Below are 14,798 nucleotides of genomic sequence, written 5' to 3' on the forward strand. Positions count from 1 at the left end.
ATCATATTTGTTTCCTCTAACGGGCATGGCCTCGGTTTATTTAAGAGAGAAAACAAACGTTGTACGGAAACCTGTTCGGTAATCATCAGTCGGCAGATAGCATCTGTATTGAAAGGGCTAATCCCGTTATCTGAAGAAAAATTGGTGATTAAAGTAGGGAGCGATTGGTCGGAAATCGCTTTCGAGGATTATGAAATCTCTTTTCGTAATGTGGAAGGCCGTTATCCCAATTGGCGGGCTGTCGTTCCGAAATCTAACAACCTTGAACTGAAAACGGATACCAAACTACTGTTGGGAGCCATAAAGCGCACTTCTGTATTTTCAAGTAAAATATCATGCCTTATAAAGTTGAGTGCCCATTATGATAAGCTTGTCGTATCAGCCCAGGACTTGGATTATTCCACTTCTGCAGAAGAAACCATTCCGGTAGAGTTTGGCGAAAGAGAGTTTGTTGTCGGTGTGAAAGCAACCTTGATACAAGACATGCTTTCCTGTATTGTTGACAATCGTTCGATACTTTCTTTCGGTACTCCCAGTACCGCTATTCTTATCGCCCCGGAGAAGCAAGCCGAGGATGAAGAACTTACCTATTTATTAATGCCTATGACAATCCAATAAGTTATGAAAGAGTTCAAAGATACAATCCAGAAATATTTGCAGGAGAGAGCAGCAGAAGATCCACTGTTTGCCCCGAAGTTTGCCAATTCGAAAAAGAACGTGGACGAATGCTGCCGTTACATTTTAGGAGAAGCCCGTAAACGAGGAACCGCTGTTGCAATGAGTGACGTGGAAGTCTTTGGGATGGCAGTGCATTACTATGATGAAGAGAATATCAAGATAGAAAACGTTCCTTCAGGTCGTTCTGTTTCCTCTACCTCCCGCAAGGTGGAACTTACGGAGGAGGAAAAGAATGCTGCCCGTGAAGCGGCTATCAAACGGTTGGCCGAAGAGCAATACCGATCGCTCAAAAAGAAGCCGGCAAAGAAAAAAGCAGATACAAATGTCCAACAAATGAGCCTGTTTTGATATGAAGCCGAGAACGAAATTGGAAAAACTGGTGACGGAGTTAAGTGGAAAGCTGCCTGCCATCACGAAGGAACAGGAAGACTGGGGCAAAGAGCATGTATTTGACCATCTTGCCTACAAATGTAAAGATGAGCTATGGTGTTCCGAATGCGGTAAGATGTGGGTAGACGCAAGCAATAGTGAATTGGGTATAACTGTTTTGGGTGATAAAACCGAATGTCCCTATTGCCATCATCGGTTGGACGTGAAGGTCAGCCGAAAGCAAAAAGACCATGAAGGGGGGTATATGTCCATTTTGCAAGTGAAAGGCGGTTTTCAGGTGATCCGGCATATCTATTGTATGCGAAGCACCTATAAGGAAACTCATCCTGTGCATTACGATTTTACGGAAATGGTGCAAGAATGGATTAGCGAGGACGGTAAGCGTACGATCATAGCTCGACCTATGAACATGGGAGGTAACGGATGGATATACGGTGCCCCCCTCAGTATTAAAAGCGAATATGGTAGTAGCTGCTGGAATTACCGTGGTGATATATATGCAATATGGGGAGAACTTTACCCAAAGAAAGAGCTGCTATCGGAATTGAAAAAACGGGGACTGAATCGAAGGTTCCCTGATGTCAATCCCTCGAAGCTAATACGTGATCTCTTGAAAGGTAGTAATGATGCCGAGCTATGTCTCAAGACCGGGCAAATATCCATGTTGAAACACATGTATAAAACCGGCTTTTCCCAGCTTCGCTATAAGCCATCATTCAATATATGCAACCGTAATCATTACATTATCAAGGATGCCTCTATGTGGGAAGATTATATGTCTTTACTATCTTATTTCGGGAAGGATCTGCGTAACGCCCATTATGTTTGTCCCAAAAATCTGAAGGTCGAACATGATAGTCTATTGGAAAAGAAAAAGATTTGTGAAGCCAAATTGAGACAGGAAAGGGATCGTATAGCAGCTATCCGTAGGCGTGAAAAGCTCATGAAGGATATAGCCAGTTTTTATGAACGAATGAAAAAGTTCTTCGGGATGAAAATCACAGATGGCAACATTGTCATTTGCCCGTTGGAAAGTGTCACTCAGTTTTATCAAGAAGGAAAGGTGATGCACCATTGCGTGTATAGTAATGGATATTATAAACGGCCGGATTGTTTGATTCTGTCTGCCAAAGACATTGACGGAAAGCGTATCGAGACGATAGAGGTAAATTTGAAGACACTGGATATCGTCCAGTCTCGCGCCGTCTGCAATGGTGTAAGCGAGTATCATAATCAGATAATTAAACTGGTAAAAAAGAATATGAACCTGATCCGTCAGAAAATGACGGCGTAAATTATCAATTGCATGAAAAAGAAACGCTATATAATGCAAAATACATCTATGACCACATTTACCGCCCCAGTTTTTTTAGCGGAAATGTATGATGAACAGATACAAGAATTAGGATTTCGCGATAAGACAGAGGCTCTTCTTTACTTAGCTGAAGGAATATGGAACGAACGAAACGGGAAACAAAATAGTTTCGCAGTTCGTAATATACTAAAACATGTTTCACTAGAGCGTGATCCTATACTCCGGTTATTACCTCGTGTATATAGAGGTGTTAGACTGGTAGGAGAAAGAAAAAGTAAAATTCTATCACTGACTGATTTCGGTTATTTGTCCAATCTAATGAACTCTGTAATGGAAGCATTTATGTTATATAGTAAATGTTATAGACGAATGCTAAGAAAAGAAATGCATGCTTCATTTGTTATAGGGAATCCCAGCTCAGGCTATGTACAAACATATATTTCTGGGCTGCAGTATGACAAGTTGTTTGAAATGGCTATACGTGGCGGTATGTCTTTAACGGGGATGATACGATCAACCATTGAAGCTGTATTGATGGCCGAAGAAGTTATTCCTGAAAGATGGCTTGTTCCATTGGAAATTCAAGATGCTATATCGGATTATCTGCATGTCGAGGGATTTACATGTCACAATTTTTCTCGTGATATACAGTTACGGATAAACATAGGATGTGAGGAAAATTGCCGAGGCATACAAATGCTGTTATGTAAGTATGAGATACCCGGTTTTAATGAGTTCTTGCGCCGTGTGATCCTTTTTCTATTGAATTCAAATAGTATTGAGTTTCAGAATATACCGGATAAAGAAGAGCAAAAGAATTTCTATTTCGATGAAACCGAACTGTATATGAATGATCGTTTATCTTGTAAGGATTTCGTTCGATCAATTTATCAATAAATGGGAATATAATATAGTGAACATGACCTATATAGACTACATGAACCTTTTTTGGAAAACATCGCAGAGCGTCAAATTTTCCTCGAACGAGGCGTACTTATACTTCTTCTTGTTAAGTGAGTGCAATATTCGGGGTTGGGAAAATCCGTTTGAATGTCCCAACAGGAGAATCATCCTATCGATCGGTATATCTGAACCTACCCTAATCGATTGCAGGAATAGATTACAGAGCAAAGGTTTATTGATGTTTGAGGCCGGAAAAAGGAATGAAAAACCCCCCGTTTATTACTTAAATGATTTAAGCAAACACTTTAGTAAAACCTTTAGCAAACGCTTTAGTAAAGACTTAAGTAAAAACCTTAGCAAAGACCCAAGCATATTATATAAGACTAAAGAATATAAGACTATAGACTTAGATAATATATCCCCCACACCCCCTAAGGGGGATGATGAGAGAGAAAAAAAGTTGCAAGAAAAAGAAAATGCTTTGCGTGCCTTGGAAGAGGAACTTAAAAAGCGTGAAGCCAATTTGGCTAATCAAAATAGCAAACCTCCTGCAAAATCGAAGGAACCAAATTCTTTGAATGTGGAAGCAAGAAAACTATTTGAAGAGCATTATCTAATGATTTTTTCAAACAACTACTATTGGGGTGCCAAAGATGCTGGGAGTATGGCTTCTTTGCTCAAGAAATTGAAATACCAGCGGGGACAAAAGAAAATGCCTATCGACGATCAAAACGTATTGAACGCTTTGAAATACCTATTGGATTCGATCACAGAAGGGTGGATATTTGAAAACTTCAGTGTGACGAATATTAATTCCAAATTTAATGAAATTGTATCACAAGCAATAGCAAAGAGAAATGGACAAACAACAAGCAATACAAGTTCTGTCAACTCTAGACAAAACAACCGGTATTCTTCCGGCAGAACTAATGCCGAAAACAACAGAGCAAGCCTTGAGCATCTTGGAGAATTGGCCGATGCCATATTACAATGCCCTACACCCGAAAACGGTTAATGACGTATTTCAATCTCCCAGCTGCTCTATTGCCGTGATGAACAAAAACTTTGGAGAAACAAAACTTAGGGCATTTATGGCTAGGATAATCATAGATGTAGTTATGTTTTTCAATGTAGGTAAGATAATGAATGATGTTCAAGCTGCACAAACTGCAGATCTGATCATCGAGGAGTACTATTTCCTGAAGCCAGATGATTTTAAGCTATGCTTCACCCGGGCGAAAAAAGGATACTACGGAAAAGTGTTCGATCGTATAGACGGTCAAGTTATTTTCGAATGGCTTAACCAGTACACCAATGACCGAATAACAACGGCCATCGATACAAGTATACAGGAAGCGGATCGGATGAAGTTTTCAGAAGGGGAACGAACATCCTCTTTATTGGAGCAGGCTGTTCATGATTTCAAAAAGTATGATTTTGAACGGAAGTATGGAGTGAAATAATCTGATAATAAGATGATTAATACTTGCGTAGATAACCTTATCTTGCGAATATTGCAGTATAATAAATAACAGATAAACAACGAATTAAAATGAAAAATAAATGCGAAATAAATGACTTGGCGGAGCGAGAGCTTCTTAGAGTGCAGGCTGATGCAGAAGATCTTATAGCTTGCATTCAAGATACTAATCGCCCTATTATTTCAAGGCTGATTCAAGTGCAATTGCATTTACATAGATTACATACACGGAGTATTGTTTTAGCCGAACTAAGGGGGCAATTGGTCTTGTTAAATAATAAATAGCTTATGATAGCACCTAATACAATACAAAGCGATGAATATGCTCAAATGCTTTTTGAAGCATGTAGGCGAATGGAAAAGAGGTTAAGCAACCTTTGCTTTGATGAGTGCGGCAGAAGCCGTGCCGCTGACAATAAAGGCGACGAAACAAAAGCATTAAAGCATTATTTCAATGAGCAAGCCTTGCAAATAGCAATGTATGCGCTTGCTAAAACCCCTGAACAGCTTAAAAAAATAACAGAATCATGAGTAAATATACAGCAAAACAAATTGCAGAATCTGATGATTTGTTTGATAAACAAATACATAAAGTCAGAAAGTTTTATTTGAGTCATAATCCCGATAAAATGATGATGCTTGAAGAAAGAAAAGCTGTTATCAAAGAACGAAATAAAGGTCTTTCCCCGGAATATGATAAGGATTATTATTGTGGAACCTGTGGAGCTAAAGACGGTGCGGAGCATCCTAAAACCGGATATTGCTTTCACTGTGATACTGATAACTGGATTTCAAAGAATAACTAACATTCAAGAAGGTATGAGTAAAAAAGACGTATTAGAACGGAGACTCGCCCGCCTAAAAGATTCTCTATCGAAGGAAAGAGAACGTTTGAACAGGGTATCGAGTAATATTCCCTGGGGAGCCGGCATGAGGAGAACAAAGTGCACACCATCTTTCAGAAAGGAAGATGAATTGAAAGAAAAAATACAAAATGTAAAAATCCAACTATCGGAGTTAGAGAAAAACAAAAAAGAGGTGAAGTATGAAAAATGAATATTTCAACATGATATGTCAGAAGGCTTCCGAAGGGAAAATGATAATAATGGCCGTTGTTCCGGATAATCTTCTGGGTGAAGGATTGCCTCCCATTTTTGAAGTTCAGGCGGTAAAGCTGGTTCCAACAATTTACACCGGAACCTATCCTACAATCAAGGTTATCTCTGAGACAATCAAAGATAGATCGGATTTGCAAGGTAAAGGTATTAATGGTATAGTCACCGGAGAAAATTGGTATAATGTATCAAAAGAGGACAAGAATACTTACGGAATTAATATCTAAAAAAGATATGAGACAGATAGATGGTAAAACATTAAATGAATGGATTTCCATTGAAACAAGAAAAAGGACAGTTTCGTTCTGGGGAAAAGATTACGATATTGAACCTGTAATATGTAGTGAGGTTCAAGGAGATGGTTTACAACTCGTTTATGTTCAGTCCATGGATCAGCGTCCAAACTATTGGCTTCTTCGTATTGATAGCAAAATCAATGTTGAAGATGATGACTTTGACGTTGAAACATTGCTTGAACCTCTTGAAGAGGAATTTGGAAGGGAGCCAGAGAATTACTGCCATGATGAAAATGAATTTATCAAGGCTAAGAAAGACAAAAAACATCCGGGACATGATTATGCTCGTGATTATGATTCATACAAAGAGTGTGAAAAAGCCTTTGATTTTCCATGCGTTTGGTGGTATGGAGGGTTTATGGTTCCATTGTGAATTTTGGTACTAAATAGACTCAAAAACATAAAAAGAACTGAATCGTGGATAAACAAGAGCTAATAAAAGAAATAATACGTCTTGAATCGGAAATCAATAAAAAAGAAGAAGAGCTTGCTGCAATTTGTGAAAAAGAAATTCAGCCTTTGATTTCTGCAAAAAAGTACCAAGACGCAAAGAGATACGTGTTGGATTTTTACCGGAATTGTGTAGATGAAAGAGGCAATAGCATATCAATCGAGAAAGATATGATTGTCGCTAAATTGAACAGTTTAATCAGTAATAAAAAATAGTAAATATGGAAAAGATAGTACAATTAAGTGAATATGAATACAATAAACTGTCAGATTTGGCAAAGCTCAACGAAAGCCAGATTGAAGATAGAGCTTTAAAACTGTATAAAGATAAAGGTGTTGCCAAGATAGATATAACGGTTAATGTAGGCAGGGATAATGAGTACTATTCTACTCAGCATTTCAACTGCTCAGCATTCGTTTGGTATAAAGATGATAAATTTTATATCCAAGAAAAGCTAAGAGATCGACTTGGTAAACTTATCAAGAAATGTGTTCTTAATGAGGTGTCCGATAAATATGGAGAACCCATCGATCTGATGAATAAATATTCAAAAGAAATACACGATCTACAGATAGCAAGATTTATCCTTTGGACAATCGCTCTTTCTGGTTGGGCTGCATTCGCTGGGTGTTTATGTAAAATTCTAAACTAAAAAATCATGAAAGTACAGATTATTAATCATCGTTGTGCTGATGCTGAAATAGAAGCTCGCAATGGCATAAGAGTTTTTGATGGAAAGGGCAACGCATTTATTCTCAGCCTAAACAAGTTTGGGGAACTGGAAATAAATGGAGTGGATGGCAGTCTATGCGTTATGCCTCAATGCGCAAACGAAATTATCATAAAGCAACAAGTTTAAAAAGAAAGGAGACTAAAGATGGCATTTTGGATAGCGAGAGATAAAGACGGAGAAATATTTTTATATACACGTAAGCCTGTTAGATTTGAAGAAGATGGAGGCTATTTTAATGCTCCATGTAACCCTTTAAAGAAATTAGAAAAGGAGTCTTTCCCAGCAGTTACATGGGAGAACTCACCACAAGAAGCTGAACTAATAATTAAAAAGAACTGAGCCTAATGGATAAGATACAACAATCAATAGATTTTCTCCGGAAGTTGGAAACGGACGAACCGTATTGTCTTAGTTTCTCCGGTGGTAAAGATAGTGTCGTTATTCTGGATCTGGCCGAACGTGCTGGTGTCCGTTTCACTGCTACTTATGCAAACACGACTGTTGATCCTCCGGGGACAATCTCTTTCATCAAAAAGAATTATCCGCAGGTGGTTATCCGGCATCCGGAAAAATCATTCTTTCAGCTTGTAAGCGAAAAAGGTTTTCCATCCCGGATGCGCAGGTTCTGCTGCGAAAAACTAAAGGAGCGATATGGTATAGGTAAAAGGACGATTGAAGGTATGCGAGCAGAAGAAAGTTCGAAACGTGCATTGTATGAGCCGGAGCAGTGTGATAGTAGAAAGTGGATGAAGGGTGCAAAGCATATTTTACCGATCTTATCCTGGACGGAAAATGATGTATGGCGGTATATCCGTAAGCGTGGACTGCCTTATTCAAAATATTACGATCCACCTTACTGTTTAACCAGACATGGTTGTGTAGGTTGCCCTCTGGCTCCGGTACATCAAATGCAGGCAGAATACAAATTGTTCCCTGGTTACGCCCGTCAAATGATCCGGTCGATCGGGAAATACATGGAGAATAAACCGAACAACGCACTTGCGCGAAACTTCTCTGATCCTTACGAAGCATTTTATTTCTACTTGAATGAAATGTCAATGCAGGATATAAGGAGATTAAAGAAAGGTTTGTTTGGCTTCAACGCCAAGCAAATCATTGAAAAAGAAATATTTCAAACTAAAAAATAACGAATCATGAAAAAGATAATGTTTGATGATCGGTTTGGTCTAACAAAGGCCGTACTGGAAGGCAAAAAGACGATGACAAGAAGGAACGCCTCTATACAGCCTCCGTATAAAAAGAGTGAAATTGCGTTCCCAGTTTTCGCTGGTGATGGCGAAGGCTCTCCTTTGTGGCTTGCATATTGCTGGGTAAATAAAGACAACCCAGACGAACACACAAAATGGATTAAGCCTCGGTATAATAAGGAAGGCGAAATTATAGCGATTGCACAATCCTACAAAGATCTTGGTTATGATCCAGACTCACTTGAAAGAGATCATAAAGATTTGGGAATAAAAGGATTTATGAAAGATTCTGCCGGTTGGAACAATAAAATGTTTGTTAGTGCAGCCAGTTGCAAACATCATATCCGGCTAACCAATGTTAAAATACAAAGGTTACAGGATATATCGGACGAAGATTGTTTGAAAGAAGGAATCTACAAGCTTTGTTCTGCAAACGGTAACGGCGGTATTGCATATTCCTTTCTCGGAGCAAGTAGTAACAAGCATATTGGTTTATACCCTTCCCCTCGTGAAGCTTTTGCCGTCCTCATAGACAAAATTTCCGGTAAGGGTATCTGGGATCGGAACCCCTGGGTCTGGGTGTACGAATTTGAATTGGCAAAATAGCTCAGTTCACGGAAGAAATGAATACTGCAATAAAAAATATGAACCAAATGAATGTAAATGTAATATATAATACTGAATGTTTATCAGGCTTAAAAATGTTATCGGATAATAGCGTAAACTGTTGTGTTACGTCACCTCCATATTTTGGATTACGGGATTATGGAAATGATGCCCAGATAGGACTTGAAGCTACACCAGAAGAATACATTGAGAAATTGGTAGAAGTGTTCCGGGAAGTGCGTCGTGTCTTAAAAGACGATGGTACTTTATGGGTAAATATAGGTGACAGTTATAATGGATCAGGTAAAGCTGGCAATAATCCAGATAACATTGGTAAGCATAAAACTTTTGGAAAAGTAGGTAATCCGAGAACATTTGGAGTTCCTGTACGCCTTAAAAGTATTAAACCCAAAGACTTAATAGGAATACCCTGGATGTTAGCCTTTGCTCTTCGTGCCGATGGTTGGTATTTACGACAAGATATAATTTGGGCTAAACCCAGTGTTATGCCTGAATCTGTAAAGGATCGATGTACGAAGTCTCATGAGTATATATTCTTGTTGAGTAAGTCAAGGAAATATTATTTTGATAATGAATCTATAAAAGAGCCTTCTACAACATTTGACACTTCAATAAGGGACCGAGATAAAACAAAGATGAATAATACTCCAGGAAGATCGAAAATGCGTGGATTGACAACAAATGATTATGAAATGAGGAACAAACGGTCGGTCTGGACAGTTGCAACTCATCCTTTTAAAGGTGGACATTTTGCCGTTTTCCCTCAGAGATTAATTGTTGATTGTATTAAAGCCGGTTGTCAAGAAAATGGTGTTGTTCTTGATCCATTTATGGGATCAGGTACGACGGCCATCGTAGCTAGAAAGTTAAATCGCAATTATATAGGTTTTGAATTGAACCCTGATTACATAAAAATAGCAGATGATAGATTAAGAAAAGAAGTCGGAATCTTTCAATATTAAAAAGTGAATACATGAAAAAGAAAGAAGTAATTGAAATGTCGCAAAATTATTCTAAGGCGGCCATGTTTCAAGAATGTTACATGGCAGGATTTCAAATCGACTGTAATATATGAAAATTGTTACAATGAAGATTTTTGTAGTGAAATTGGTAACATGGTCGGCTATACTGTTTATTCCGACATTTATGAAGGATTAGAGGTGAAGCCATGATTCCTTATACGTATTCAAATCGATTGTTACATTAACTAGATGAGAGAAAATACGTTTGAATACCCTTACCATATTGGATGAAATAATAAAGAAAAGATGTTCTTCAAAATAGGGGGACATCTTTTCTTCATTATATATCTTAGTTAAAATAGGATATGAAGGAACATTGTTGTATTATCTGTAATAAAAAGACAGTATCAGTAATCAATACAGGAGAAGGACCGGTTTGTTATAATTGCTATTCGGATAAAAAGAATCCTCTTAAATCAAAACAGCATCATGATAACGAAGAAGCTCGGATTCAGTCGGAATTCTTCGATAAGATTCCTATATTCTTCCCGAACCTACCGGACCGGCTTCTTTTTGCTGTCCCGAACGGTGGCAGTCGGCATAAGATCGAGGCTGCCAATATGAAACGTCAGGGCGTTAAACGTGGCGTAGCTGATGTAATCCTTCAGATACCGAAAAAGGGGTATGCTTCCCTTTGTCTGGAGTTCAAGACATCGACGGGTAAACAGTCTGTAGAACAACATGAATACCAGCGCCAGGTTGAAATGGCAGGTAGTAAGTATGTGATTGTTCGGAGCGTGGAGCAGGCTATACAAGTTATGCGACAATATTTAGGTTAAACAATATAATCAGAAGTTATGGCTGAATTAAAGTATGATTCTCGGAATTATCGCATACATACTGATAAGAATAAACGTCTGATCAGGAAGAGTCTCGTTGAATGCGGAACTGGCCGCTCTATACTGTTTGATAATGAAGATTGCTTGATCGCTGGGAACGGTGTATACGAGCAGGCTCAGGAGCTCGGTTTAAAAGTTCGCATCATTGAGTCAGACGGAACGGAGTTGATCGCAATTAAGCGAACCGACCTATCGACAGAAGATGCCCGGCGTAAGGCGCTCGCCCTGGCCGACAACTACACATCTGATACGTCCGTTTTTGACTTTGACGCGATCGTAGAAGATTTTGGTGCCGACGAGTTGGATGCTTGGGAATTTAAAGTGGATGATCTGGATATTGATGATATCTCTGTTGAAGATGTGAAACCGGACAAGGGGCGCATTGGCAGCCTGAAAGAACGTTTCATTATTCCGCCTTTCTCTATACTTGACTCGAAACTTGGTAATTGGCAGGATCGGAAGCGCGCTTGGCTTGATCTCGGTATAAAGAGTGACGATGGCCGAGAGAAGGAAATCACTTTTAGCCGATCAGCACAGCCACCCCGAGTATACGAAGCCCGTAACGTAATTCGTGAAAAAACTGGTGCCGATCCGTCGTGGAACGAATTGCAGAAGTATTGCCAGGATCATGGTATCCCGTTTATGGACGGAACGTCGATCTTTGACCCGGTACTCTGTGAACTGGCCTACCGGTGGTTTAATATTCCCAATGGTTGTATTTTGGACCCATTCGCGGGAGGATCTGTACGGGGGATTGTTGCGTCCATGTTGGATATGACTTATTTTGGTATTGATCTAAGGCCGGAGCAGGTCGAAGCCAACTGTAGAAACGCAGCTGAGGTCTTAGGGGAGGAGTTCGGCGGGAAAGGTGGTCATAAGTTCGCACCCTTGTGGCTTTGTGGAGATAGTGTAGAGATTGATGCCCTAGCGGAAGGTTACGAGGCAGACTTGGTTTTTAGCTGTCCTCCGTATGCAGACCTGGAAGTGTACAGTGATGATCCGGCAGACCTATCGACGATGGATTATCCAGAGTTCTTGCAAGCGTATAAAGAAATCATCAGGAAGAGTTGTTCTCTGTTGAAGCCTGATCGATTCGCCGTGTTTGTAGTAGGAGAGGTTCGCGATAAGAGTGGCGTGTACCGGAACTTTGTTCCTGATACGATCGCAGCGTTCCAGGCAGCCGGCCTGCATTATTATAATGAGATGATACTGGTTAATAACATAGGAAGTCTGGCAATGAGAGCCGGGAAGCAGTTCTGTAATAGCCGTAAGATTGGTAAGCAGCATCAAAATGTGTTAGTATTCTATAAAGGGGATCTGAGCAAGATAAAGGAAAATTTTCCCGAACTTGACTTTTCGGATGATGATTTATTCAAAGAAGATTAATAAATTTGGCGGTAATTAATAAACATTGCCGCCATGTTAGCAAAAATGTGTATGACATTCAGAGAGATTTTAAAAAAGAGACTGACCAGGAAGTATGACCAGTTGAGAGAGATTGAGAATACAATCAACTCTGCTGATGATTTAGTGAATATGGCGGCAGTAAAGAGAAAGTTCGTAGAATTAAAGTCTTCTATTGCTGAGCTGGAAAACTGTATTGATTTGGCAGATACAATGCTAAGCAACGATGACAGCGAGAAAAAAGAATGAAGATAAACGGAAAACCGGACGAAAATCTTCCTATCAAGATGCATTTGCAAACCAGGCTTTGAAGCTTGCCCTGCTCGGGGCGAAAGATGAAGAACTCGCTGATTTCTTCGGTGTTGATGTGTCTACAATCAACCGTTGGAAGAAGAAGTATCCAGAGTTTTGCGAGTCCTTAAAAAAGGGAAAGGATATTGCAGACTCTAATGTTGCTTCGAAGTTGTACAACCGCGCGATCGGTTACGATTTCGAAGAAACGCATACTGTCCGCAAGAATGGTCTGGTTGTAGGAGAGAAGCATATCAAGAAGCATCAGCCAGCAGATACAACAGCAGCGATATTTTGGTTGAAGAACCGGCAGCCGGAGAAGTGGCGCGACCGGAAAGAGTTGCAGATTGGTAATAAGCTGGGCGATGACCTAGAGAGTATGACAGATGAAGAGTTAAGGGCTATTATCCGTGGCGAAAAAGAACAATCGGGAAATATTAATACAACAGGCGAAAGCGGCAATATTACTGAGGAGGCGGGAAGCGAATAATGACTTTTGGTCATATTGCCTTTACCACGATCCTAAGTTCTTTGCTAAGCGACTATTCTTAAAGAAGGTCGCTGACGCTTTTACGCGGGTGTACGAGTCATATATGGCTGGTATCATCCGCCGGCTTGCTGTGTCTATGCCTCCACGAGCTGGTAAGTCTTATATTTCTTCTTTGTTCATCGCATGGATGTTGGGGCACTTCCCTGAGGAGTCGGTTATGCGTAACTGCTGCTCCGATACCTTGTATAATAAGCTATCCTATGATACGCGCGACATTGTCCGGTCGTCCCGCTTTAAAGAAGTCTTTCCTGATGTAAAGCTACGTGGCGATAAACAGAATGTGCATGGTTGGAGCTTGGATGCTGCCCGGCAGGTGAGTTACTTCGGGGCTGGTGTAGGCGGTACGGTAATCGGTTTCGGTGCGTCTATGTTGGCCATGACCGACGACTTGTATAAGAGTTTGGAAGATGCACTATCTGACACCAATAACGAAAAGGTCTGGTCTTGGAAGCAGGGAACACATGATTCCCGTATCGAGGGAAACTGTTGTTCAATCGACATCGGTACCCGCTGGTCGGCTACGGACGTTCTTGGTCGTATGGAGGAAATGGGGAAGTATGACGAGATTATCCGTATCGCAGCCCTGGATGAGAACGACCGCTCTTTTTGTGAGGATGTACATACGACAGAGTATTACCATGAACTACGAGAGGAAACGGACGATTCCATCTGGTGTGCCGAGTATATGCAGGAACCGATCGAGGCTATTGGGTTGTTGTTCCCAAAATCAGAATTGAACCGCTTCAAGCTGGCAGATATCGAAGGTAAACAGCCGGATGGCGTGATCGGTGCTACCGATGTGGCCGACGAAGGAGACGACGATTTTTGTGCACCGATTGCCAATGTATTCGGTACAAAGTATTTCATTACCGATGTCCTGTTTACGAAAGACAATGTCGAGATTACCGAACCGAAGTTAGTTTCCTTAATTCTTGACACCCGCTGCGACAATATGCGTATCGAAAGCAACAACGGCGGACGCTTATTCGCTCTCAATGTCCGTAAGGCTGTAAAGGCAAAGAATGAGAAATGTATCATTCAGGCGAAATCGACAACTGCCAACAAGGAAACACGTATCTTGCTGAAGTCTGGTTGGATTAAGAAATATTGCTATTTCCTCGAAGAAAGTGAGTATAAGAAAGGTTCGGATTACGATCGGTTTATGAAAGCGCTTACTGGCTACAAGAAAGAGGGAGGCAACAAGCATGACGATGCGCCAGACGGCATGACGATCCTTGCCGAGAATGTAGAGTTCATCGGGTTATGTAAGGCTAACTCTGTACGTCGGGTAGCAAAAGGACGATAAGTGGCAAAATGAAAGTGTTTTTCTGATATTTGTGACACGTGTTAGATAAAACCCCGATATTTTTCTACCACATACTTGCGTTTTGATATATGTTTTCGGTTTTTACATTTCAAAGTAAACTTGTTTAGACTGGCCGTATTGATAGCGAAAAACTATTTGCTTTTATATTTTAGCATAAAACAATCATGCC

General features: G+C 40.2%; 22 protein-coding genes and 1 pseudogene. All 23 read left to right on the forward strand.

What is annotated here, in order from left to right; genetic code table 11:
* A pseudogene (locus tag H8S65_RS19835) lies at window positions 1-618 on the forward strand (DNA polymerase III subunit beta); the annotation flags it as partial.
* Window positions 619-621: 3 nt separating this feature from the next.
* Entirely contained in the window at window positions 622-1,026 is a 405-nt protein-coding gene (locus H8S65_RS19840) for a PcfK-like family protein (RefSeq protein WP_186931537.1), read from the forward strand.
* A 1-nt stretch (window position 1,027) separates the two neighbouring features.
* Complete coding sequence (locus H8S65_RS19845; protein WP_186931538.1) at window positions 1,028-2,362, forward strand: PcfJ domain-containing protein; 1,335 nt, start codon at window positions 1,028-1,030, stop codon at window positions 2,360-2,362.
* Window positions 2,363-2,374: 12 nt separating this feature from the next.
* The gene (locus H8S65_RS19850; RefSeq protein WP_186931539.1) at window positions 2,375-3,280 is read left to right on the forward strand and encodes a hypothetical protein; all 906 of its coding nucleotides are present in this window, start codon (window positions 2,375-2,377) and stop codon (window positions 3,278-3,280) included.
* 244 nt (window positions 3,281-3,524) lie between these two features.
* A complete protein-coding gene (locus H8S65_RS19855; protein ID WP_186931540.1) occupies window positions 3,525-4,301 on the forward strand; it encodes a hypothetical protein in 777 nt (258 codons plus the stop codon).
* A 76-nt stretch (window positions 4,302-4,377) separates the two neighbouring features.
* Window positions 4,378-4,749: a DUF6633 family protein gene (locus H8S65_RS19860; protein ID WP_255489328.1), complete on the forward strand. Its 372-nt coding sequence runs from the start codon at window positions 4,378-4,380 to the stop codon at window positions 4,747-4,749.
* Between the two features lie 305 nt (window positions 4,750-5,054).
* Entirely contained in the window at window positions 5,055-5,297 is a 243-nt protein-coding gene (locus H8S65_RS19865; RefSeq protein WP_186931542.1) for a hypothetical protein, read from the forward strand.
* Window positions 5,294-5,572 (forward strand): hypothetical protein, encoded by a 279-nt coding sequence (locus tag H8S65_RS19870; RefSeq protein ID WP_186931543.1) that lies wholly within the window; start codon window positions 5,294-5,296, stop codon window positions 5,570-5,572. Before H8S65_RS19865 ends, H8S65_RS19870 begins: the two co-directional genes overlap by 4 nt.
* Window positions 5,573-5,585: 13 nt before the next feature.
* The gene (locus H8S65_RS19875) at window positions 5,586-5,822 is read left to right on the forward strand and encodes a hypothetical protein (protein WP_186931544.1); all 237 of its coding nucleotides are present in this window, start codon (window positions 5,586-5,588) and stop codon (window positions 5,820-5,822) included.
* Window positions 5,812-6,108: a hypothetical protein gene (locus H8S65_RS19880; protein WP_186931545.1), complete on the forward strand. Its 297-nt coding sequence runs from the start codon at window positions 5,812-5,814 to the stop codon at window positions 6,106-6,108. The genes H8S65_RS19875 and H8S65_RS19880 overlap by 11 nt, the downstream gene beginning before the upstream one ends.
* A gap of 7 nt (window positions 6,109-6,115) precedes the next feature.
* Window positions 6,116-6,550, forward strand: a complete 435-nt coding sequence (locus H8S65_RS19885) for a hypothetical protein (protein ID WP_186931546.1) — start codon at window positions 6,116-6,118, stop codon at window positions 6,548-6,550.
* A 44-nt stretch (window positions 6,551-6,594) separates the two neighbouring features.
* Window positions 6,595-6,843, forward strand: coding sequence for a hypothetical protein (locus H8S65_RS19890; RefSeq protein ID WP_186931547.1), 249 nt, complete (start codon window positions 6,595-6,597; stop codon window positions 6,841-6,843).
* Window positions 6,844-6,848: 5 nt separating this feature from the next.
* Complete coding sequence (locus tag H8S65_RS19895) at window positions 6,849-7,280, forward strand: hypothetical protein (protein WP_186931548.1); 432 nt, start codon at window positions 6,849-6,851, stop codon at window positions 7,278-7,280.
* A 6-nt stretch (window positions 7,281-7,286) separates the two neighbouring features.
* Window positions 7,287-7,487 carry a hypothetical protein gene (locus tag H8S65_RS19900; RefSeq protein ID WP_186931549.1) on the forward strand — a complete coding sequence of 67 codons (201 nt, stop codon included), beginning with the start codon at window positions 7,287-7,289 and terminating at the stop codon, window positions 7,485-7,487.
* A gap of 18 nt (window positions 7,488-7,505) precedes the next feature.
* The gene (locus H8S65_RS19905) at window positions 7,506-7,700 is read left to right on the forward strand and encodes a hypothetical protein (RefSeq protein WP_186931550.1); all 195 of its coding nucleotides are present in this window, start codon (window positions 7,506-7,508) and stop codon (window positions 7,698-7,700) included.
* A 44-nt stretch (window positions 7,701-7,744) separates the two neighbouring features.
* Window positions 7,745-8,509 carry a phosphoadenosine phosphosulfate reductase domain-containing protein gene (locus H8S65_RS19910; protein WP_255489329.1) on the forward strand — a complete coding sequence of 255 codons (765 nt, stop codon included), beginning with the start codon at window positions 7,745-7,747 and terminating at the stop codon, window positions 8,507-8,509.
* Between the two features lie 6 nt (window positions 8,510-8,515).
* Window positions 8,516-9,175 carry a hypothetical protein gene (locus H8S65_RS19915; RefSeq protein WP_186931552.1) on the forward strand — a complete coding sequence of 220 codons (660 nt, stop codon included), beginning with the start codon at window positions 8,516-8,518 and terminating at the stop codon, window positions 9,173-9,175.
* A gap of 47 nt (window positions 9,176-9,222) precedes the next feature.
* A complete protein-coding gene (locus H8S65_RS19920; protein ID WP_186931553.1) occupies window positions 9,223-10,158 on the forward strand; it encodes a DNA-methyltransferase in 936 nt (311 codons plus the stop codon).
* A gap of 365 nt (window positions 10,159-10,523) precedes the next feature.
* Window positions 10,524-10,997, forward strand: a complete 474-nt coding sequence (locus tag H8S65_RS19925; RefSeq protein WP_186931554.1) for a VRR-NUC domain-containing protein — start codon at window positions 10,524-10,526, stop codon at window positions 10,995-10,997.
* A gap of 18 nt (window positions 10,998-11,015) precedes the next feature.
* The gene (locus H8S65_RS21185) at window positions 11,016-12,443 is read left to right on the forward strand and encodes a ParB N-terminal domain-containing protein (protein ID WP_186931555.1); all 1,428 of its coding nucleotides are present in this window, start codon (window positions 11,016-11,018) and stop codon (window positions 12,441-12,443) included.
* A 33-nt stretch (window positions 12,444-12,476) separates the two neighbouring features.
* Window positions 12,477-12,710, forward strand: coding sequence for a hypothetical protein (locus tag H8S65_RS19935; protein WP_186931556.1), 234 nt, complete (start codon window positions 12,477-12,479; stop codon window positions 12,708-12,710).
* A complete protein-coding gene (locus H8S65_RS19940) occupies window positions 12,688-13,242 on the forward strand; it encodes a helix-turn-helix domain-containing protein (protein WP_186931557.1) in 555 nt (184 codons plus the stop codon). Before H8S65_RS19935 ends, H8S65_RS19940 begins: the two co-directional genes overlap by 23 nt.
* A 103-nt stretch (window positions 13,243-13,345) precedes the next feature.
* Window positions 13,346-14,608, forward strand: coding sequence for a phage terminase large subunit (gene terL, locus H8S65_RS19945; protein WP_255489330.1), 1,263 nt, complete (start codon window positions 13,346-13,348; stop codon window positions 14,606-14,608).
* Window positions 14,609-14,798: the final 190 nt, after the last annotated feature.

This window comes from Parabacteroides hominis, assembly GCF_014287585.1.
Lineage (GTDB): Bacteria > Bacteroidota > Bacteroidia > Bacteroidales > Tannerellaceae > Parabacteroides > Parabacteroides hominis.

Coding starts and splice junctions, on each gene's coding strand:
- H8S65_RS19940 (WP_186931557.1), top strand. CDS start 12,688: ATGACAGCGAGAAAAAAGAATGAAGATAAACGGAAAACCGGACGAAAA.
- H8S65_RS19920 (WP_186931553.1), top strand. CDS start 9,223: ATGAATGTAAATGTAATATATAATACTGAATGTTTATCAGGCTTAAAA.
- H8S65_RS19860 (WP_255489328.1), top strand. CDS start 4,378: ATGGCTAGGATAATCATAGATGTAGTTATGTTTTTCAATGTAGGTAAG.
- H8S65_RS19905 (WP_186931550.1), top strand. CDS start 7,506: ATGGCATTTTGGATAGCGAGAGATAAAGACGGAGAAATATTTTTATAT.
- H8S65_RS19900 (WP_186931549.1), top strand. CDS start 7,287: ATGAAAGTACAGATTATTAATCATCGTTGTGCTGATGCTGAAATAGAA.
- H8S65_RS19855 (WP_186931540.1), top strand. CDS start 3,525: ATGTTTGAGGCCGGAAAAAGGAATGAAAAACCCCCCGTTTATTACTTA.
- H8S65_RS19845 (WP_186931538.1), top strand. CDS start 1,028: ATGAAGCCGAGAACGAAATTGGAAAAACTGGTGACGGAGTTAAGTGGA.
- H8S65_RS19895 (WP_186931548.1), top strand. CDS start 6,849: ATGGAAAAGATAGTACAATTAAGTGAATATGAATACAATAAACTGTCA.
- H8S65_RS19885 (WP_186931546.1), top strand. CDS start 6,116: ATGAGACAGATAGATGGTAAAACATTAAATGAATGGATTTCCATTGAA.
- H8S65_RS21185 (WP_186931555.1), top strand. CDS start 11,016: ATGGCTGAATTAAAGTATGATTCTCGGAATTATCGCATACATACTGAT.
- H8S65_RS19865 (WP_186931542.1), top strand. CDS start 5,055: ATGATAGCACCTAATACAATACAAAGCGATGAATATGCTCAAATGCTT.
- H8S65_RS19875 (WP_186931544.1), top strand. CDS start 5,586: ATGAGTAAAAAAGACGTATTAGAACGGAGACTCGCCCGCCTAAAAGAT.
- H8S65_RS19880 (WP_186931545.1), top strand. CDS start 5,812: ATGAAAAATGAATATTTCAACATGATATGTCAGAAGGCTTCCGAAGGG.
- H8S65_RS19870 (WP_186931543.1), top strand. CDS start 5,294: ATGAGTAAATATACAGCAAAACAAATTGCAGAATCTGATGATTTGTTT.
- H8S65_RS19935 (WP_186931556.1), top strand. CDS start 12,477: ATGTTAGCAAAAATGTGTATGACATTCAGAGAGATTTTAAAAAAGAGA.
- terL (WP_255489330.1), top strand. CDS start 13,346: ATGGCTGGTATCATCCGCCGGCTTGCTGTGTCTATGCCTCCACGAGCT.
- H8S65_RS19915 (WP_186931552.1), top strand. CDS start 8,516: ATGAAAAAGATAATGTTTGATGATCGGTTTGGTCTAACAAAGGCCGTA.
- H8S65_RS19850 (WP_186931539.1), top strand. CDS start 2,375: ATGAAAAAGAAACGCTATATAATGCAAAATACATCTATGACCACATTT.
- H8S65_RS19925 (WP_186931554.1), top strand. CDS start 10,524: ATGAAGGAACATTGTTGTATTATCTGTAATAAAAAGACAGTATCAGTA.
- H8S65_RS19840 (WP_186931537.1), top strand. CDS start 622: ATGAAAGAGTTCAAAGATACAATCCAGAAATATTTGCAGGAGAGAGCA.